General features: G+C 72.1%; 16 protein-coding genes. 10 read left to right on the top strand and 6 right to left on the bottom strand.

From position 1 onward, the window contains the following. Nucleotides 1-59: 59 nt before the first annotated feature. Genes DEJ51_RS04560 through DEJ51_RS04550 form a run of 3 tightly spaced genes read right to left on the bottom strand, consistent with a single transcriptional unit; the run spans nt 60 to nt 4,508 of the window. Nucleotides 60-758, bottom strand: coding sequence for a 4'-phosphopantetheinyl transferase (locus DEJ51_RS04560; protein ID WP_150256406.1), 699 nt, complete (start codon nt 756-758; stop codon nt 60-62). Next, nucleotides 755-1,651: a metallophosphoesterase family protein gene (locus DEJ51_RS04555; RefSeq protein WP_150256404.1), complete on the bottom strand. Its 897-nt coding sequence runs from the start codon at nt 1,649-1,651 to the stop codon at nt 755-757. Before DEJ51_RS04555 ends, DEJ51_RS04560 begins: the two co-directional genes overlap by 4 nt. Beyond that, nucleotides 1,632-4,508, bottom strand: coding sequence for a LuxR family transcriptional regulator (locus DEJ51_RS04550; RefSeq protein WP_223835661.1), 2,877 nt, complete (start codon nt 4,506-4,508; stop codon nt 1,632-1,634). Before DEJ51_RS04550 ends, DEJ51_RS04555 begins: the two co-directional genes overlap by 20 nt. Nucleotides 4,509-4,906: 398 nt before the next feature. Here DEJ51_RS04550 and DEJ51_RS04545 point away from each other — a divergent pair, with 398 nt between their 5' ends. The 9 genes from DEJ51_RS04545 to DEJ51_RS04500 all read left to right on the top strand — a co-directional run bounded on the left by DEJ51_RS04545 (nt 4,907) and on the right by DEJ51_RS04500 (nt 13,974). Beyond that, nucleotides 4,907-6,463: an acyl-CoA carboxylase subunit beta gene (locus DEJ51_RS04545; protein ID WP_150256401.1), complete on the top strand. Its 1,557-nt coding sequence runs from the start codon at nt 4,907-4,909 to the stop codon at nt 6,461-6,463. 31 nt (nt 6,464-6,494) lie between these two features. Beyond that, nucleotides 6,495-7,481 (top strand): agmatinase, encoded by a 987-nt coding sequence (gene speB, locus DEJ51_RS04540; protein ID WP_223835660.1) that lies wholly within the window; start codon nt 6,495-6,497, stop codon nt 7,479-7,481. A 300-nt stretch (nt 7,482-7,781) separates the two neighbouring features. Then, the gene (locus DEJ51_RS04530; protein ID WP_190620205.1) at nt 7,782-8,630 is read left to right on the top strand and encodes a HipA family kinase; all 849 of its coding nucleotides are present in this window, start codon (nt 7,782-7,784) and stop codon (nt 8,628-8,630) included. Further along, the gene (locus tag DEJ51_RS04525) at nt 8,627-9,010 is read left to right on the top strand and encodes a DUF3037 domain-containing protein (RefSeq protein WP_150256397.1); all 384 of its coding nucleotides are present in this window, start codon (nt 8,627-8,629) and stop codon (nt 9,008-9,010) included. Before DEJ51_RS04530 ends, DEJ51_RS04525 begins: the two co-directional genes overlap by 4 nt. 198 nt (nt 9,011-9,208) lie before the next feature. Next, nucleotides 9,209-9,970, top strand: coding sequence for a 3-oxoacyl-ACP reductase FabG (fabG, locus tag DEJ51_RS04520; protein WP_150256395.1), 762 nt, complete (start codon nt 9,209-9,211; stop codon nt 9,968-9,970). 40 nt (nt 9,971-10,010) lie between these two features. After that, nucleotides 10,011-10,772, top strand: coding sequence for an SDR family oxidoreductase (locus DEJ51_RS04515; RefSeq protein ID WP_030770413.1), 762 nt, complete (start codon nt 10,011-10,013; stop codon nt 10,770-10,772). A 152-nt stretch (nt 10,773-10,924) separates the two neighbouring features. Next, complete coding sequence (locus DEJ51_RS04510) at nt 10,925-12,508, top strand: ABC transporter substrate-binding protein (protein ID WP_150256394.1); 1,584 nt, start codon at nt 10,925-10,927, stop codon at nt 12,506-12,508. A gap of 123 nt (nt 12,509-12,631) precedes the next feature. Beyond that, nucleotides 12,632-13,300, top strand: coding sequence for a uracil-DNA glycosylase (locus DEJ51_RS04505; RefSeq protein WP_150261691.1), 669 nt, complete (start codon nt 12,632-12,634; stop codon nt 13,298-13,300). A gap of 95 nt (nt 13,301-13,395) precedes the next feature. After that, nucleotides 13,396-13,974: a hypothetical protein gene (locus tag DEJ51_RS04500; RefSeq protein ID WP_150261690.1), complete on the top strand. Its 579-nt coding sequence runs from the start codon at nt 13,396-13,398 to the stop codon at nt 13,972-13,974. Nucleotides 13,975-14,037: 63 nt separating this feature from the next. Here DEJ51_RS04500 and DEJ51_RS04495 read toward each other — a convergent pair whose 3' ends face one another. Both DEJ51_RS04495 and DEJ51_RS04490 read right to left on the bottom strand, forming a co-directional pair. Next, nucleotides 14,038-14,577, bottom strand: coding sequence for a hypothetical protein (locus tag DEJ51_RS04495; protein WP_150256392.1), 540 nt, complete (start codon nt 14,575-14,577; stop codon nt 14,038-14,040). 159 nt (nt 14,578-14,736) lie between these two features. Then, nucleotides 14,737-15,261, bottom strand: a complete 525-nt coding sequence (locus DEJ51_RS04490; protein WP_150256390.1) for a DinB family protein — start codon at nt 15,259-15,261, stop codon at nt 14,737-14,739. Between the two features lie 83 nt (nt 15,262-15,344). On the opposite strand from DEJ51_RS04490, the gene DEJ51_RS04485 reads away from it, so the two are divergent. Continuing rightward, nucleotides 15,345-16,250, top strand: a complete 906-nt coding sequence (locus tag DEJ51_RS04485) for a Gfo/Idh/MocA family protein (protein ID WP_150256388.1) — start codon at nt 15,345-15,347, stop codon at nt 16,248-16,250. Here the strand turns inward: DEJ51_RS04485 and lnt are convergent. Beyond that, nucleotides 16,174-17,763, bottom strand: coding sequence for an apolipoprotein N-acyltransferase (gene lnt / locus DEJ51_RS04480; RefSeq protein WP_223835659.1), 1,590 nt, complete (start codon nt 17,761-17,763; stop codon nt 16,174-16,176). The genes DEJ51_RS04485 and lnt overlap by 77 nt on opposite strands. Between the last annotated feature and the right edge of the window lie 21 nt (nt 17,764-17,784).

Raw genomic sequence — 17,784 nt, 5'->3', positions numbered from 1 at the left:
TCGGTCCGGTCCTCGCACGCTACGCAGCGCGCCCGGCCCCGGACAACCCCGGACAACCCCTACCGGTCCGGGTGCCCGGCCCCGTCCGGCGCGGGTACCGCGATGGCGGTGACGACCAGACCCCGGTCCGCGAGCCAGCGGCCGGCGAAGCCGGTCACCGGCCGTCCGTCGGACCCGGTGCCCGGCCGCAGGACCACGGCGCGGAAGGTGCCCCGCCGCGGACTGTCGGCATCGGTACGGAAGGACAGCCGCGCGTCGTCGAAGTCCAGCTCGGTGCCGACCAGCGGGAACCAGGTCTTGTACACGGCCTCCTTGGCGCTGAACAGGAGGCGGTCGCGGCAGACCCGCCCCGCCCCCGTCACCGGGGTGCGCGCCCAGGCCAGTTCGCCGGGCAGGGCGATGGATTCCAGGATCCCCGGCCGCAGCGGCATGTCGGGCTCGGCATCGATGCCGATCGCCACCAGATCGGTGTCCCGGGCCAGGACCGCGGCCCGGTAGCCCGCGCAGTGGGTCATGCTGCCCACCACCCCGGCGGGCCACTGCGGAACGTTGCGCCGGCCGTTCAGGACCGGGGCCGGGGGCAGGCCGAGGTCCGCCATCGCCCTGCGGGCGCAGCCCCGTACGGTGGTGAACTCCTCGCGCCGCTCCTGCGGCGCCGTGGCCACCAGGGCGGCTTCCCCGGGGTACAGCACCGCGGAGCCGTCCGGCCCGAACGCCTCGCGCGCGCGGGCCCCTTCGGGCAGCAGGACCTCTATCACGTGCCGGCCTCTCGCTCGGGGTGGGGCAGGATCTGCCGCAGCAGGCCCTTGGGGTGGCCGCGGCGGCGCCATTCGCGCGGGTAGCCGATCGACACCTCCTCGAAGCGCACCCCGTCGTACCAGGTGGTCCGGGGGATGTGCAGGTGTCCGTAGACCACGGCGGCCGTACGGAACCGGCGGTGCCAGTCGGCGGTGAGGACGGTGCCGCACCACTGGGCGAACTCCGGGTGCCACAGCACCTCCGTGGGTTCGCGGACCAGCGGGAAGTGGTTGACCAGCACCAGGGGGACCGCCGGGTCGTGGGCCTCCAGCCGCCGCCGGGTCAGTTCGACCCGGGCACGGCACCAGGCGTCCCGGCTCGGGTACGGGTCGGGGTGCAGCAGGTACTCGTCCGTGCAGACGATGCCGGCCTCGTGCGCCCGCTCCAGCGACTCCTCCTTCGTGGCGACGCCCGGGACGCGGAAGGTGTAGTCGTACAGCAGGAACAGCGGGGCGACGGCGACGGGGCCGTCGGGCCCCCGCCACACCGGCCAGGGGTCCTCGGGGGTGTGGACCCCGAGCCGGCGGCACATCTCCACGAGGTGGCGGTAGCGTTCCTCGCCGCGAGCCTGGACCTTGTCCTCGCGCGGCGTCCACAGCTCGTGGTTGCCCGGCGCCCACACCACCGTGGCGAAGCGTCCGGCGAGCAGGCCCAGCGCCCACTCGATGTCCTCGGTCATCTCGCCGACGTCGCCCGCGACGATCAGCCAGTCGTCCGGGTGCCGCGGCCGCAGCGATTCGGTGATCGGCCGGTTGTCGGCCATCCCGATGTGCAGGTCGCTGACCGCGAGCAGCCGGGGTCCTGCGGCCGTGGTGGCGGCATGGTCGGAGGGGTCAGGCAGTGTGTGCGACATCGTTGTCCCAACTCACGGGAAGGTCTTGGCGGCGAGTGATGTTGATCTTGCGGTAGACCCGGGTGAGGTGCTGTTCGACGGTACTGACCGTGATGAAGAGCTTGGCCGAGATCTCCCGGTTCGTGTAGCCGTGCGCGGCCAGTGAGGCCACCCGGCGCTCGGCGTCAGTGAGCGCGGACGCCGTCGCCGGAGCGGACCGGACGGGAACCGGTTCGGGAGCCGCGGCCACGGCGCGCGGCGGCGCGCTCGGCACGGCCGCCTCTGCCGGTGCGCCCTGGCCGGGCTCACGGGAACCGCTGGCCTCGGCGATGCGCCAGGCCCGGCGGGCGCACGTCTTGCCCTGGGCGGGGTCCCCGAGCCGCTCGTAGGCGGTGCCCAGCTCGGTCAGGGCCCGGGCCAGCTCGTGTGAATCCCCCTCGTCCTGGAGCAGGGTCACGGCCCGTTCCAGCAGCGGGGGCCGTTCGCGCAGCGGGCGGGCGCCCGCGAGCACGCGCAGGGCCAGACCACGCACCCGCGGCCCGGTCTCTTCGGCGAGCTGCTCCCGGGCGAACCGCTCGGCCTGCTCGCGGTTGCCCAGGGCCAGCGAGGCCTCCGCGACCCCCACCCGCCAGGGCGCCAGCCCCGCCCGGTCCATGTCCCACTCCCGCATCAGCCTGCCGCAGGCCATGAAGTCCGTGAGCGCCGCATGGTGGCGTCCGGTGGCGAGCTGATGTCTTCCACGCGCGTAGATGTAGTGGAGGCCGTAGCGGGTCTGGAGCATCTGCTCGGGTACGGGGTGGTCCACCAGCGCCGCGGCCGCCTCGTGGTCGGCCATCGCCGTCCGGGCCTCGATGAGCGCAGAGAGCGGCATGCCGATGCCCACGCCCCAGCCGTGCGGGGGGAGTTCCTCCAGCGCCTGCTCCGCCAGTCGGCGGGCCTGCGCCAGTTCACCGCGGCGCAGCGCCATGTGCGCGCGCATCGCCTGCATCACCGCGGTCCAGCCGGGCGCACCGCGCTCGGCCGCCTCCTCCAGGTGCCGGTCCGTCCACAGGGCGGCCGCGCCGAGCCGGTCCGCGTACATCAGGGCCAGCAGGCACGCCCGTACGGTGACGTGGCTCTCCTCCGTGAGACGCGTCCCGGCCAGGATCCGCTCGGCCCGCCCGGTCAGCGCCTCGTCCACCTCCGCCCGGTCGCGCGGACCCGGGGTGGAGCCCAGGACGCCCTGGAGCAGCCCCATCGCCGTCATGACACCGTCGTCCGAGGGGTCCGCGAGCGGCTCGACGGGGTCCCAGTCGGGGCCGAGGGCGCTGTCCATCCGGCCGAGCAGAGTGGGGAACGTGGTCACCAGTACCAGCCGGACACCGTGCAGCTCGGCGGCGAGCGCGGCGTCCGGGCGGCCCTGCACGCCCTCCAGGGCGCGCTCGATGGCCAAGGCGCCGTCGTCGATCCAGCCGTTCCACAGCAGGCTGCCCACCAGCCGCAGGGATTCGGTCACCGGGAGGATGCCCCGGTGCAGGGCGGCGCTCAGCGGCTGGAGTGCTTGCGCCCACGCGGACGGCTTGACCCGCCAGATGAACTTGGCCGTGCTCGCCCGCAGTTGCAGCCGCTCCCGCTCGTCCTGGGAGCACTGCTCGGCCAGTCGCAGGCAGCGGAGCGCGAAGCCGACGCGCTGCGCGGCGAGCGCCGTGTGCGCGGCGTCGCTCAGCACCCCGGGCACCCACTCCTCGTCCAGGGAGTGCGGCCCGTGCCCCAGCAGGTGCGCGGCGACGGCCATCGGCGCCGCCCCCGCCTCGTACAGCAGCCGCGCCGCGCGGCGGCGGAGCCGGGCCACGGCGTCGTCGGCCAGGCTCTCCAGCACCGCCGACCGGACCGCGCCGTGGCGGAAACGGGCGCCCTGGAGGATGCCCGCGTCACGGAGCGCGGCGACCACCTCCTCCACGGTCCGTTCGCCGGCGGTCACCAGACGGGCCAGCAGCGGCAGCGATCCGGCGTCGCCGAGCAGGGCGATGCCCTGGGCGACGCGCAGGCCGTCCGCGCCCGTACGGTGCACGCAGATCAGGGCGTTCTGCAGGAACTGCTCACCCGCGGGGAGCGCCCCCTCGGCCCGCTGCCGGGGGGCCTGGTCGTCCAGGAGGCTGTGCACCAGCAGGGGGTTGCCGCCGGTGGCCGCATGCAGGGTCGCGGCGCTCGGGACGCCGGCCGCGGCGGAGCCCGCAGGAGACGTTTCCGGGGCCCGCTGTGCCAGCAGGTCCGCCACGCCCCGGGCGCTGAGCGGCCCCAGCCGCAGCCGGGGTCCGGCGACCTGACGCAGCAGGTCCTCCAGCACGGCCGCGGGAGTCGCGCCCGCGTCGGGGCCCCGCGTGACGACGAGGGAGAGCCCCTGACCGGTGGACCGCGCCCGGCCCAGGGCGTACAGCAGGCAGTGCAGGGACTGCGGATCGGCGTACTGCACGTCGTCGACGGCGATCAGGACGGGGCGGCGCGCCGCGAGACCCGCGAGCCGGGCGTGGACCGCCATGAGGGTCGACGTGGGGACGAAGTCCCCGCCGTCGAGGGGCGCGTGGAGCGGAATCGGACTGGGCGCGTCGGGCGTGTCGCGCAGCAACTCCTCGACCACACCGAACGGAATGTCCTGTTCTGCGGCGGAGGTGGCGGCGCTCAGCAGCCGTACCCCCCATTCGGCGGTCCGCTCCTGCACACGATGGAGCAGGGCCGTCTTGCCCGCGGCGACCGGACCTCCGATCACGGCCAGGGGGCCGGATGCGGCGGGGCCGTCGGGCGCGCCTACACCCTGAGCACCCGCAGACCTCGGGCCGCGGGCGGCGCCGGTCACCCAGGAGGTCAGTCTGGCGATCTGTTCATCCCGCTCCACCAACATGGCTGTGGACGCCCCCCAATGAGCTGTGAATCGTCGCATGTCTTTCTCACGGCAGACATGGCTATTCATGATGCGTTCGCACGCGCGCAGGAAGGCAGTTGCCCGATGAGCGCATGGAATTCAGCGCTTGCCGCTGGTCAAGCGGCAGGCCTCCTGTTCGTCAGGTCTGATTGCACAGTACCAACTTCCGAGAGGGCGCCCTGCTGCGTGCGTTCGAAATTAACGTGGCGCCGGCCGCTTCCGGTTCGGCCCGTCGGCGGCAGAACTGGTTCGTCACGACGGGAAGTCTCAAGGTAGCCGCGGGCTCCGGATTCCGGTCTCGGTCTAGGGGTGGCCGGGCGGAGGATAGGGGTCCACGGCAGTGGAGGAGCGTCGTCCGCAGTTCGTTCAATGGAGGCGTGACGACGAACCTGACTGGGAAGGTGGCCGAGCTGCGCTCTCTGCGGGAGCAGGCGCGGCGTGGACCGAGTGAGCGCGCGACTGAGGCCCAGCACGCGAAGGGCAAGCTGACCGCGCGCGAGCGCATCGCCCTGCTCCTCGACGAGGGTTCGTTCCGGGAGGTCGAGCAGTTGCGCCGGCACCGGGCGACCGGGTTCGGCCTGGAGAGCAAGAAGCCCTACACCGATGGTGTGATCACGGGCTGGGGGACGGTCGAGGGCCGGACGGTCTTCGTCTACGCGCACGACTTCCGGATCTTCGGCGGTGCGCTGGGTGAGGCCCATGCCACGAAGATCCACAAGATCATGGACATGGCGATCGCGGCGGGTGCGCCGCTGGTGTCCCTGAACGACGGTGCCGGTGCCCGTATCCAGGAGGGTGTTTCGGCGCTGGCCGGTTACGGCGGGATCTTCCAGCGCAACACGCGGGCCTCGGGTGTCATCCCGCAGATCTCCGTGATGCTGGGCCCGTGCGCGGGCGGCGCCGCCTACTCCCCGGCCCTCACCGACTTCGTGTTCATGGTCCGGGAGACCTCGCAGATGTTCATCACCGGCCCGGACGTGGTCCGCGCGGTGACCGGCGAGGAGATCACCCAGAACGGGCTCGGCGGCGCGGACGTGCACGCCGAGACCTCCGGTGTCGCGCACTTCGCGTACGACGACGAGGAGACCTGCATCTTTGAGGTCCGCTACCTCATCTCGATGCTGCCCTCCAACAACCGCGAGAACCCGCCGCACTTCCCCACGTCCGACCCGGCCGGCCGTCGCTGCGAGGAACTGCTCTCGCTCGTTCCCGTCGACGGCAACCGCCCCTACGACATGCTCAAGGTCATCGAGGAGCTCGTCGACGAGGGCGACGTGCTGGAGGTCCACGAGCGGTGGGCCCGCAACATCATCTGCGCGCTGGCCCGGATGGACGGCCAGGTCGTCGGGATCGTCGCGAACCAGCCCGGCCACCTCGCCGGTGTCCTGGACATCGAGGCCTCCGAGAAGGCCGCACGTTTCGTCCAGATGTGCGACGCGTTCAACATCCCGATCATCACCCTGCTCGACGTCCCCGGCTTCCTGCCCGGCGTCGACCAGGAACACGGCGGCATCATCCGCCACGGCGCGAAGCTCCTGTATGCGTACTGCAACGCCACCGTCCCGCGGATCAGCCTGATCCTCCGCAAGGCCTACGGCGGCGCGTACATCGTCATGGACTCCCAGTCCATCGGCGCGGACCTCACCTACGCCTGGCCGACCAACGAGATCGCCGTGATGGGCGCCGAGGGCGCGGCCAACGTCATCTTCCGCAAGCAGATCGCCGACGCCGAGGACCCCGAGGCCATGCGCACGCGGATGGTCAAGGAGTACAAGGCCGAACTGATGCACCCGTACTACGCGGCCGAACGCGGCCTCGTCGACGACGTCATCGACCCCGCCGAAACCCGCGAAGTCCTCGTCAGCGCCCTCGCCATGCTCCGCAACAAGCACGCCGACCTGCCGTCCCGCAAACACGGCAACCCCCCGCAATGACACGAGCCCCCGAAAGGCCGCAGAACACATCATGATCGCGCAACCCAACGACGTGACTCCGCCCGTGCCGCCGACGGAGACCGACCGGACCCTGCACTTCGCCGGTCAGGCCACCTTCGGCCGCATCCCCCGCCTCGACCAGGTGGACAAGGCGGACATCGCCGTGGTCGGAGTTCCCTTCGACGGGGGCGTCACCTATCGCCCGGGCGCCCGCTTCGGCGGCAACGCCATCCGCGAGGCCTCCCGCACCCTGCGCCCCTACAACCCGGCGCAGGACGTCTACCCCTTCCACTACAGCCAGGTCGCGGACGCAGGGGACATCAGCGCCAACCCCTTCAACGCGGCCGAGGCGGTGGAGACCATCGAGGCCGCCGCCGACGAACTGCTCTCCGGCGGGGCCCGGCTGATGACGCTCGGCGGTGACCACACCATCGCCCTGCCGCTGCTGCGCTCGGTCGCCAAGAAGCACGGCCCGGTCGCGGTCCTGCACTTCGACGCGCACCTGGACACCTGGGACGACTACTTCGGCCAGCAGTACACCCACGGGATGCCCTTCCGCCGGGCCGTGGAGGAGGGCGTCATCGACACCTCGGCCCTCTGCCACGTGGGCACCCGGGGTCCGATCTACGGCAAGAAGGACCTCGACGAGGACGCCAAGCTCGGTTTCGGCATCGTCACCTCGGCCGATGTGATGCGGCGCGGGGTCGACGAGATCGCCCAGCAGCTGCGCGAGCGCGTGGGCGACCGGCCGCTCTACGTATCCATCGACATCGACGTGCTGGACCCGGCGCACGCCCCCGGCACCGGCACCCCGGAGGCCGGTGGCATGACCTCCCGCGAACTGCTGGAGATCCTGCGGGGTCTGGCCGACTGCCAGTTGGTCTCCGCCGACATCGTGGAGGTCGCGCCGGCCTACGACCACGCCGGCATCACCTCGGTGGCGGCCTCGCACGCCGCCTACGAACTGATCACGATCATGTCCAAGCAGATCGCCCCGGTCCGATGGGGGATGGCATAGCCGGCGTGGTGTGAAGGCGCCGGCCACGCCCGCACCCCCTGGTCCGCCCGGATCTCGAACACGGTCTCAGCGGCTCGGGCGCTCCTCCCCGGTGATCACCCGCGGTTACTATGCTCACTTCATGCCGGAAGCCGGCAAAGGGCCCGGCACCCTCGACGGTCTCCTGGGGAGCGGTGTCCCCGGCGTGCCGGCCGGGACTCCCCGGATGCTCCCCAGCGCCGTCGAGTGGTGACGACGTCCCTGCGCCCCGAAATGAACGTCCGTGGATTGCAAGGCTGAACAGATGGGTAGCCTGGGAAAGTGCTGGAAGAGCTGGTAGCGACACGCTATGTCACGCCCCTGCGTGAGGGCGGCTCGCTCCCGGGGATCGTCGAAGCCGACGACCTCGGTACCTACGTCATGAAGTTCACCGGAGCCGGCCAAGGGCGTAAGACCCTGGTCGCCGAGGTCGTCTGCGGCCGCCTGGCACAGCGGCTGGGCCTGAGGGTCCCGAGGCTGGTCCAGATGCAGCTCGACCCCGTCATCGGGCTCGGCGAGCCCGACCAGGAGGTCCAGGAGCTGCTCAAGGCCAGCGGCGGGCTCAACCTCGGCATGGACTACCTGCCCGGCTCGATCGGCTTCGACCCGCTCGCGTACCAGGTGGACCCGGTCGAGGCGGGCCGTGTGGTCTGGTTCGACGCCCTCGTCAACAACGTCGACCGTTCCTGGCGCAACCCGAACATGCTGGTCTGGCACGGGGACCTCTGGCTCATCGACCACGGCGCCACCATGATCTGGCACCACAACTGGCCCACCGCCGCTGCCGCGGCCGCCAAGCCCTACAACGCCTCCGACCACGTACTGGCCCCCGTGGGCCCGGACATCGCCGGCGCGGCCGCCGCGCTCGCGCCCCTGGTCACCGAGGAACTGCTCACGGAGGTCGCGGCCGACGTCCCCGACGAGTGGCTGGTCGACGAGCCGGGCTTCGACTCCACCGACGCGCTGCGCCGCGCCTACGTGGAGGCGCTGCTGCCGCGCGCGGCCACGATCCACGAGAGGATCTCGCTGGAGGCCGAGGTGAAGACGCCTGCGGGACCTCCCGGCTGGCTCACCGACCACCTGCCGGAATGGCCCCACAAGACCCACAAGAAGAAGAGCGACAGCGAGTGACCAAGCGGGACGTGTTCGAGTACGCGCTGGTGCGCGTGGTGCCCCGGATGGAACGGGGCGAGTGCTTCAACGCCGGCGTGATCGTCTACTGCCGGGCGCACACCTTCGTCGCCGCGCGCACCCACCTCGACGAGGCGAAGCTCCTCGCACTGGACCCCGGGGCCGATGTGGCCGGGGTACGGGCCGCCCTGCGCGGGGTCGAGGGCGTGTGCGGCGGCGGAGAAGCGGCGGGGCAGGCGGCCGGTGACGACGCGGGGCGGCGGTTCCGCTGGCTCATCGCCCCGCGGAGCACCGTCGTGCAGCCGGGGCCGGTGCACACCGGCCTGACGGCCGATCCGGCGGCGGAGGTGGAGCGGCTGCTGGACCTGCTGGTCCGCTGACGGGCGCGGCGCCGTTGCGGCGGTTCCGCCCGCGCCGCGCCCCTGCCCCTCCCGGCCCCCCCGGTCCCCGAATGCCGGCGGGGCCGGATCCGGTGGCGTTGACACCGGGTGCCAGGGCTCCTAGCGTCTCCTCAGCTGAAGCTACTAAGCGGTTGCTCACCTCTGGGCGGCCGCCTCTCAAGGGCGAGGAGATCCAGCATGTCCACCACCGAGCAGCGCGTCGCGATCGTGACCGGGGCGGCCCGGGGCATCGGCGCCGCCACCGCCGTACGCCTGGCCGCCGAGGGCCGGGCCGTCGCCGTACTCGACCTCGACGAGGCGGCCTGCAAGGACACCGTGGAGGCCATCACGGCGGCGGGCGGCAAGGCCCTCGCGGTCGGCTGCGACGTCTCCGACGGCGCACAGGTGGAGGCGGCCGTCGCGCGGGTCGCCGGCGAGCTCGGCGCCCCGACCATCCTGGTCAACAACGCGGGTGTGCTGCGCGACAACCTGCTGTTCAAGATGACCGAGACCGACTGGGACACGGTCATGAACGTGCACCTGCGCGGGGCCTTCCTGATGTCGAAGGCCTGTCAGAAGTACATGGTGGACGCCAAGTTCGGCCGCATCGTGAACCTCTCCAGCAGCTCGGCGCTCGGCAACCGCGGCCAGGTCAACTACTCCGCCGCCAAGGCCGGCCTGCAGGGCTTCACCAAGACCCTGGCCATCGAGCTCGGCAAGTTCGGCGTCACCGCCAACGCCGTCGCCCCCGGCTTCATCGTCACCGAGATGACCGCCCAGACGGCCGCCCGCGTCGGCATGGGCTTCGAGGAGTTCCAGGCCGCCGCCGCCACCCAGATCCCGGTCCAGCGCGTCGGCCGCCCGGACGACATCGCCAACGCCATCGCCTTCTTCACGGGGGAGGCCGCGGGCTTCGTCTCGGGCCAGGTCATGTACGTGGCCGGCGGCCCGCTCAGCTGACGGTTCCACGAGAGACAGCACGAGAGACAGGGCGAACGACATGACGTACAGCGGTATCGACAGCGGCAAGGTCGCGCTGATCACCGGAGCGAGCCGGGGCATCGGATACGGCGTCGCCGAGGCGCTGGTCGCCCGCGGCGACCGGCTCTGCATCACGGGCCGCAACGAGGAGGCCCTCAAGGAGGCCGTCGAGCGGCTCGGCGCGGACCGGGTGATCGGTGTCGCGGGCAAGGCGCACGACGAGGCCCACCAGGCCGTCGCCGTCGAGCGCACCATGGAGGCCTTCGGCCGCGTCGACTTCCTGGTGAACAACGCGGGCACCAATCCCGTCTTCGGCCCGATCGCGGACCTGGACCTCGGGGTCGCGCGGAAGGTCTTCGAGACCAACGTGATCTCCGCGCTCGGCTTCGCCCAGCGGACCTGGCACGCCTGGCAGAAGGACAACGGCGGTGCGATCGTGAACATCGCTTCCATCGCCGGGGTCTCCGCCTCGCCCTTCATCGGCGCGTACGGGATGAGCAAGGCCGCCATGGTCAACCTCACCCTCCAGCTCGCGCACGAGATGGCACCCGGGGTCCGGGTCAACGCGATCGCCCCCGCGGTGGTCAAGACGAAGTTCGCGCAGGCGCTCTACGAGGGCCGGGAGCAGGAGGCCGCGGCGGCCTATCCGCTCGGCCGGCTCGGGCTGCCGGAGGACATCGGCGGGGCGGCGGCCTTCCTCACATCTGCACAAGCGGAATGGATCACCGGGCAAACTCTCGTCGTCGACGGTGGGATGTTCCTCAATGCCGGGGTGCACTAACCGATAATCGGACGGATTTGCCTCCGAAAGAGAGGTAAATGCGTACCGAATGCGCACGGAACCGGTCAAGTGCCTCACGAAACCAACCCATTGGATTCGTGAGGCACTGCGGTAGGGTCTGCCGCACCCCTGGCTGATCGAGGAGCGTGCACGTGTTCAACCGGACCAGATGCCTGCAGATCACTGCGGCCCTTGCGTCCATATCCCTGCTCGCCGGATGCGGCCTGCTGTCGGAGGACGACGGCGACGAGATGAAGAGGATCGTCGTCGGTACCACGAGCGCACCGACCACCCTCGATCCCGCAGCCGCGTGGGACGGTTCCTGGGAGCTGTACCGGAACGTCTACCAGACCCTGCTGGCCTTCCCGACGGGCTCCAGCAAGCCCCAGCCCGACGCGGCGCAGAGCTGCGAGTTCACCGACGCGGCGAGCCAGGCCTACCGGTGCACCCTGCGCAAGGGCCTGAAGTTCTCCAACGGCGAGCCGCTCGACGCCAAGGCGGTCAAGCACTCCCTCGACCGGATCAAGACCATCGGCTCGAACGTCGGCCCCAAGGGCCTCTTCGGCACCCTCGACAAGATCGAGACGCCGGACGCGCTGACGGTCGTCTTCCACCTGAACAGCTCGGACGCCACCTTCCCGTACGTCCTCGGCTCGCCCGCCGCCTCGATCGTCGCGCCCAAGGACTACCCGGCCGACAAGATCCGCGAGGGCGACAAGGTCACCGGTTCGGGCCCGTACGTGCTCGACTCGTACAAGGACGGCGCAGAGGCGGTGCTCACCGGGAACACGAACTACACCGGTTTCGCCAACCGCAAGAACAAGGCGGTGACCATCCGCTACTTCGCCGATTCGCCGAAGATGATCGCGGCGCTGAAGGCGAAGGAGATCGACGCCACCTACCGAGGCCTGTCGGCCCCGGAGATCACCGACCTGCAGACCCCCGCGTCGCACGCCCTGGGCGTCCAGGTCGTCGAGAACGTCGGCGCCGAGATCCGGTACCTGGTCTTCAACCCGAAGGACCCCCAGGTCGCCAAGCTCCCGGTCCGCCAGGCCATCGCCCAGATCGTCGACCGCGGCGCGCTCGTCTCCAAGGTCTACCAGGGCACCGCCGAGCCGCTGTACTCGATGGTCCCCAAGGGGGTCGTCGGCCACAAGACGCCCTTCTACGACAAGTACGGCGCCGCGGACGTCGCCAAGGCCAAGAAGATCCTCAGGGACGCCGGGATCACCCAGCCGGTGGACCTGACCTTCTGGTACACCACCGACCGCTACGGCTCCTCGACCGCCGACGAGTTCACCGAGCTGAAGCGGCAGCTGGACGAGAGCCAGCTGTTCCGGATCACGCTGCGCAGCCAGCCGTGGAAGACCTTCCAGACCGGCTACAAGACCGGCGAGTACCCGATCTTCGGCCGCGGCTGGTTCCCCGACTTCCCGGACCCGGACAACTTCATCGCGCCGTTCGTCGGCAAGGAGAACGCGGTCGGCACCCCGTACGAGCCCGCCGAGATCCTGAACGACCTGCTGCCCAAGACCCGCCGCGAGGGCGACCGCTCGGCCGGCGTCCAGGAGTTCGAGCAGGCCCAGAAGATCTTCGCGGACGACGTCCGGCTGCTGCCCCTGTGGCAGGGCAAGCTGTACGTCGCGGCCCGTGAGGACATCGCGGGCGCCGAGCGCGCGCTGGACCCGCAGACCGTCATGCAGATGTGGGAGTTCTACCGCAAGACCAGCTGGTAGCACCGCCGTGGTGCGTCGGCCGCCCCGGGCGGCCGACGCGTTGTCAGTGGGCCCCGGTAGGTTCTGGAGCAGTTGCACGAGCAGTTGCACGAACTTGTACCGGAGGTTGTCGCCGTGACCCAGATGCTGCCCGAGTCCTGGCTCCCCGTCCTCGGCGGGGAGCTGGACCAGCCCTACTTCAAAGAGCTCACCGAGTTCGTCGAGAAGGAACGGGCGAACGGGCCGGTCTACCCGCCCCGAGAGCAGGTCTTCGCTGCCCTGGAGGCCACCCCCTTCGACAAGGTGAAGGTCCTCGTCCTCGGCCAGGACCCGTACCACGGCGCCGGCCAGGGCCACGGCCTCTGCTTCTCCGTGCAGCCCGGGGTCAAGACCCCGCCCTCGCTGCGCAACATCTACAAGGAGATGAAGGAGGAGCTCGACCTGCCGGTCCCGGACAACGGGTACCTGATGCCGTGGGCCGAGCAGGGCGTCCTGCTGCTCAACGCGGTGCTCACCGTCCGGGAGGCCGAGCCCAACTCGCACAAGGGCAAGGGCTGGGAGAAGTTCACCGACGCCGTGATCCGCGCGGTGTCCGAGCGGCCCGACCCGGCCGTCTTCGTCCTGTGGGGCGCCTACGCCCAGAAGAAGCTCCCGCTGATCGACGAGGAGCGGCACGTGGTCGTCAAGGGCGCCCACCCCTCCCCGCTGTCCGCCAAGAAGTTCTTCGGATCCCGGCCCTTCACGCAGATCAACGAGGCCATCGCCGCCCAGGGCCATGAGCCGATCGACTGGCGGATCCCGGACCTCGGCTGACGTCCCCCCGCGCCTCGGCGCCATTGCCGGTACCTCCGGCTAGCTTCTAGATGATCAGACCGGAGCAGGTCTGGCAGAGCAAGCCGGAGGCCGCCGTGACGGAGCAGCAGGAGGCGTCGGAGGACGCCGTCATGACCAGGATCGGCCAGGCCGTCATCCTGCTGCACGCCGGGGACCGCGAGGAGGCCCGCAACCGGCTCGGGGAGATCTGGTCCGAGATCGGCGAGGAGGGCGACTCCCTCCACAGGTGCACCCTGGCCCACTACATGGCCGACGCCCAGGACGATCCGGCCGACGAGCTGGCCTGGGACCTGCGGGCCCTGACCGCCGCCGCCGACGTACCGGGGGACCCGCCGGGCGGGCTCCCGGACGACGGTCCCGGGACCGGGCCGACCCGGGACGGGCGGCCCGTACGGTGGGAGCCGCATCCGGCGATGCGCGTGTTCTACCCGTCGCTGCACCTGAACCTGGCCGCCGACTACGTGAAACTGCAGCGGCCGGAGGCGGCCCGGGTCCACCTGGCCCGGGCCCGCGCGGCCACCGGGGCACTGTCCGACGACGGGTACGGGAACGGCGTACGGGCCGCCATCGCCCGGCTGGAGCGACGCCTGGCCGCGGAGCCGGGAACCGGCCCGGGACCTGGGCCCGGGCCGTTCCCCGAGCAGTCCCCCTAGACCGTCCCGTCCGGATCGTGCCGGCCGAGCCCGCGGTGTCCCGTGCGGTGACCCCGGGGTCGGTCAGTCCCCGTGGACGCCCGAGCAGATCCGGGCCTCCGGGCTGTCGGGATGCCAGTGGCCGTGCCTGCGGCCCAGCGCGCACACGTCGGCCGGCCGCACCGGCAGCTTCCGGACCAGCTCACGCTCCGCCTCGGCATCGGACCGGGGGCGCCGTGGACGGCCCCCCGGGTGCCCGGAGACGGGCTCGGCGGCCCGCCGGGGTTCCGGGATGTCCGGGACCGGCGGAGCCTCCCGCAGGGGAGCGCCGGAGCCGCCCGGTACGGGCCGCTGTGCGGACCGCTGGGCGGGTGCCGGGCCCGCCGGGGCCGCGGGCCGCTCCGGGGCGGCCGGGGCCGCCTCCAGCGCCTCCAGGGCGGGGGCCCGGACGGCCACGGGAGCGGTCCCGGGCCCGCCGCGCGGCTCGTGCCGGGGCGGTACCCCGGCGGCGGGGGCCGCCGCGGGCCGTACGGGTCCGGGGCTCACGCTCACGCAGCCGGACACCGCCGAGACGGCGCAGGCGACTCCGAGCAGCAGCGTTGTCGTGGTTCGGGTTGGATGCACCCGCGCAACTCTGCTGTGCGAGGACCCCGGTGCGAAAACCCGGAGCCGATATTCACCCCGCACGGGTGACGGAGGCACCCGCCGGACAGGGCCCCGGGACGGTTCGGACCGCCCCGGGAAGGAACGGCCCCGGGAAGGAACGGCCCCGGGACGGACGGCCTACTCGCCGGTGGCGCCGTCTATGTGCTCCCGCAGCAGATCGGCGTGGCCGTTGTGGCGCGCGTACTCCTCGATCATGTGGGTGTACACCCAGCGCAGGCTGAACACCTCGCCGCGGCGGTGGTTCTCGGCCTTCGACACCAGGTCCAGCGGGCGGCCCGCAGCGGCCCGGCGCGCCAGCTCGACCTCCGCCCGCCACACCGGCTCGGTCTCGGCCCAGGTGGCCGCCTCGGTGAGGTGGAAGTCGCCGTCCCGGTCCTGCTCCGTGATGTACATCTCAGGCAGGTCCTCACCCAGCATGACCTCCCGGAACCAGTACCGTTCCACCTCCGCCATGTGCCGTACGAGGCCGAGGAGGCTCAATTCGGAGGGGGCGAGCGGAGTCCTGCGCAGTTCCTCGTCCCCCAGTCCCTCGCACTTCCACATGAGGGTGGCACGGTGGTAGTCGAGCCAGCCGTCGAGCATCTCCCGCTCGTCGGCGGTGGTGGCGGGTTCGTCGCGATGTGATCCGGAACTGGTCGTCATGGGGCTCATTCTGGGCGAACAGCGCCCCCGCCACCAGGGATTATGCTGCGGGAATCCCACAAGGAACGAACCTGGAGGCCCCGGTGAAGGTCGGCTGCATCGGACTCGGCGACATCGCGCAGAAGGCGTACCTGCCCGTCCTCACCACCCGCCCGGGCATCGAGCTGCACCTGCAGACCCGAAACCCCGACGTCCTGGAGCGGGTCGGCGACACCCACCACGTGCCGGCCGCGCGCCGGCACGCCGATCTCGGCTCGCTGCTCGCCGAGGGGCTCGACGCGGCCTTCGTGCACGCCGCCACCGTGGCCCACCCCGAGATCGTCACCCGGCTGCTGGAGGCGGGCGTGCCCACGTACGTGGACAAGCCGCTCGCCTACGAACTCGCCCACTCGCGGCAGCTCGTGGAACGGGCCGAGCAGCTCGGGGTCTCCCTGGCCGTCGGCTTCAACCGCCGCTTCGCGCCCGCCTACGCGCAGTGCGCCGACCACGCCCGCGAGCTGATCGTCATGCAGAAGAACCGGGTCGGGCTGCCCGAGGACCCGCGCACGCTGGTGCTGGACGACTTCATCCACGTCGTCGACACCCTGCGGTTCCTGCTGCCCGGCGAGGCCGAGCACTTCGACGTCCGGGCGGTGGTGCGCGAGGGGCTGATGCACCAGGTGGTGCTCCAGCTGTCCGGTGACGGCTTCACCGCCCTCGGCATCATGAACCGGCTCTCCGGCTCCACCGAGGAGATCCTGGAGGTGTCCGGCCGCGACACCAAACGGCAGGTCGTCAACCTCGCCGAGGTCATCGACCACAAGGGCCAGCCGACCGTGCGGCGCCGCGGGGACTGGGTCTCCGTCGCCCGCCAGCGCGGCATCGAGCAGGTCGTCGACCACTTCCTGGAGGCGGTCGCGGCGGGCACCACGCTCAGCGCCCGCGACGCCCTGCGAACCCACGAGCTGTGCGAGCGGGTGGTGGGCTCGGCTCTGGAGCAGGCCTCCTGAGCGAACGGCTGCCGGCCACCGTGCAGTACGCCGCCAGCGCGGCGAGGGCGGCGGCCACCGGCCAGTCCCCGAAGCGGACGTAGAGGGTCGTGCCGTGGGCGAGCGGGACCTCGTACACGGCCGCCGTGCTCGCGGAGGTGGGCAGGGCGGCGCCCACCCGCGCGCCGGAGGGGCCGTTCACGACGCTGATGCCCGTGAGGGTGGCGTGGACCACCGGGCGGCCGTTCTCGGCCGCCCGCAGCGCCGCCAGCGAGGCGTGCTGGGCGGGGGCCCAGCTCTCCTGGAACGAGGAGGTCGCCGACTGGGCGACGAGCAGGGAGGCCCCGTCCCGGGTGAGGCGCCGGCTCATGTCCGGGAAGGCCGACTCGAAGCACACCAGCGGGCCGAGGCGGACGGCGCCGGGCCCCTCCGGCCGTCCGGGCAGGTCCATGACCACCGGGGTGGCGCCGCGCACCCGGTCCTCACCCGCCGCCTTGCCGACCGAGGTGGCCCAGCCGAACAGCGCACGGGCCGGCACGTACTCACCGAACGGGACGAGCCGCATCTTGTCGTACCGGTCGCCGGTGGGGCCCTGGGGGCCCACGAGGACCGCGCTCTTGTAGATCCCGGGACGGTCCGCCCGGCGCGCGTCCACGTTCACCAGCAGCGGGGCCCCGACCTCCGCCGACAGCGCGGCCAGCCGCCGGCCCAGGTCCGGGCGGGCCGTCAGGTCCGCGCCCACGCTGCTCTCGCCCCACACCACCAGATCGACCCGCTGCCCCGCCAGCGGCCGCGTCAGCCGCTCACCGGCGTCGAACCGCCGCTCCGCGCTGTCCGGGCCGTCCGGCACCGGCCCGGGCTGTACGACGGCCACCCGCAGCCGGCCCGATTCCTCGGGCCGGGCCGCCCACACCCACACCGCCCCCGTCAGCACCGCGCAGCCGGTCATCCCGGCCACCGCGGGGATCCGCGCTCCCGGCACCGCGACCAGCAGCACCAGCGCACAGTTCACCGCCACCACCAGCAGGCTCACCAGCCACACCCCGCCCACCGACGCCAGCCGCAGTGCGGGCGCCACCTGCCACTGGCTCGCGCCCAGCAGCCCCCACGGCCCGCCCAGCCCCTGCCAGGACCGGGCCAGCTCGGACAGCAGCCACCCCGCCGGCACGAGGACGAGCGCGCAGCAGGCCCTGCCCGCCGACGGGGTCCCGCCGAGGAGCGCCCGCACCAGCAGGGCCCAGGGGATCCACAGCAGCCCGAGCAGCGCCGCCACCGGTATCAGGAACACGTGCAGGCTGGGGAGCAGCCAGTGGTGGACGGCCAGGATGAACCCCGCACCGCCCAGCCAGCCCTCCACCGCGGCCCGCCGCCCCGTCGGGGACGACCTCAGCAGCAGCATCCAGGGCACGAGGGCGGCGTAGGCGAACCACCAGAGCGCGGGGGCCGGGAAGGCGAGGGCGGGCAGCGCCCCGGCGGCCACGGCGGCGGGCGCACGCCATCGGGGGGACCACCACCGCGTGCGCATCGTGATCATGGCGTGCCTCCGCTTCCAGTG

Source organism: Streptomyces venezuelae (genome assembly GCF_008642275.1).
In the GTDB taxonomy this organism is placed as follows: Bacteria; Actinomycetota; Actinomycetes; order Streptomycetales; family Streptomycetaceae; genus Streptomyces; species Streptomyces venezuelae_E.
The sequence above is the reverse complement of the archived record's forward strand: the minus strand, read 5'-3'. Positions and strand labels throughout refer to the sequence as shown.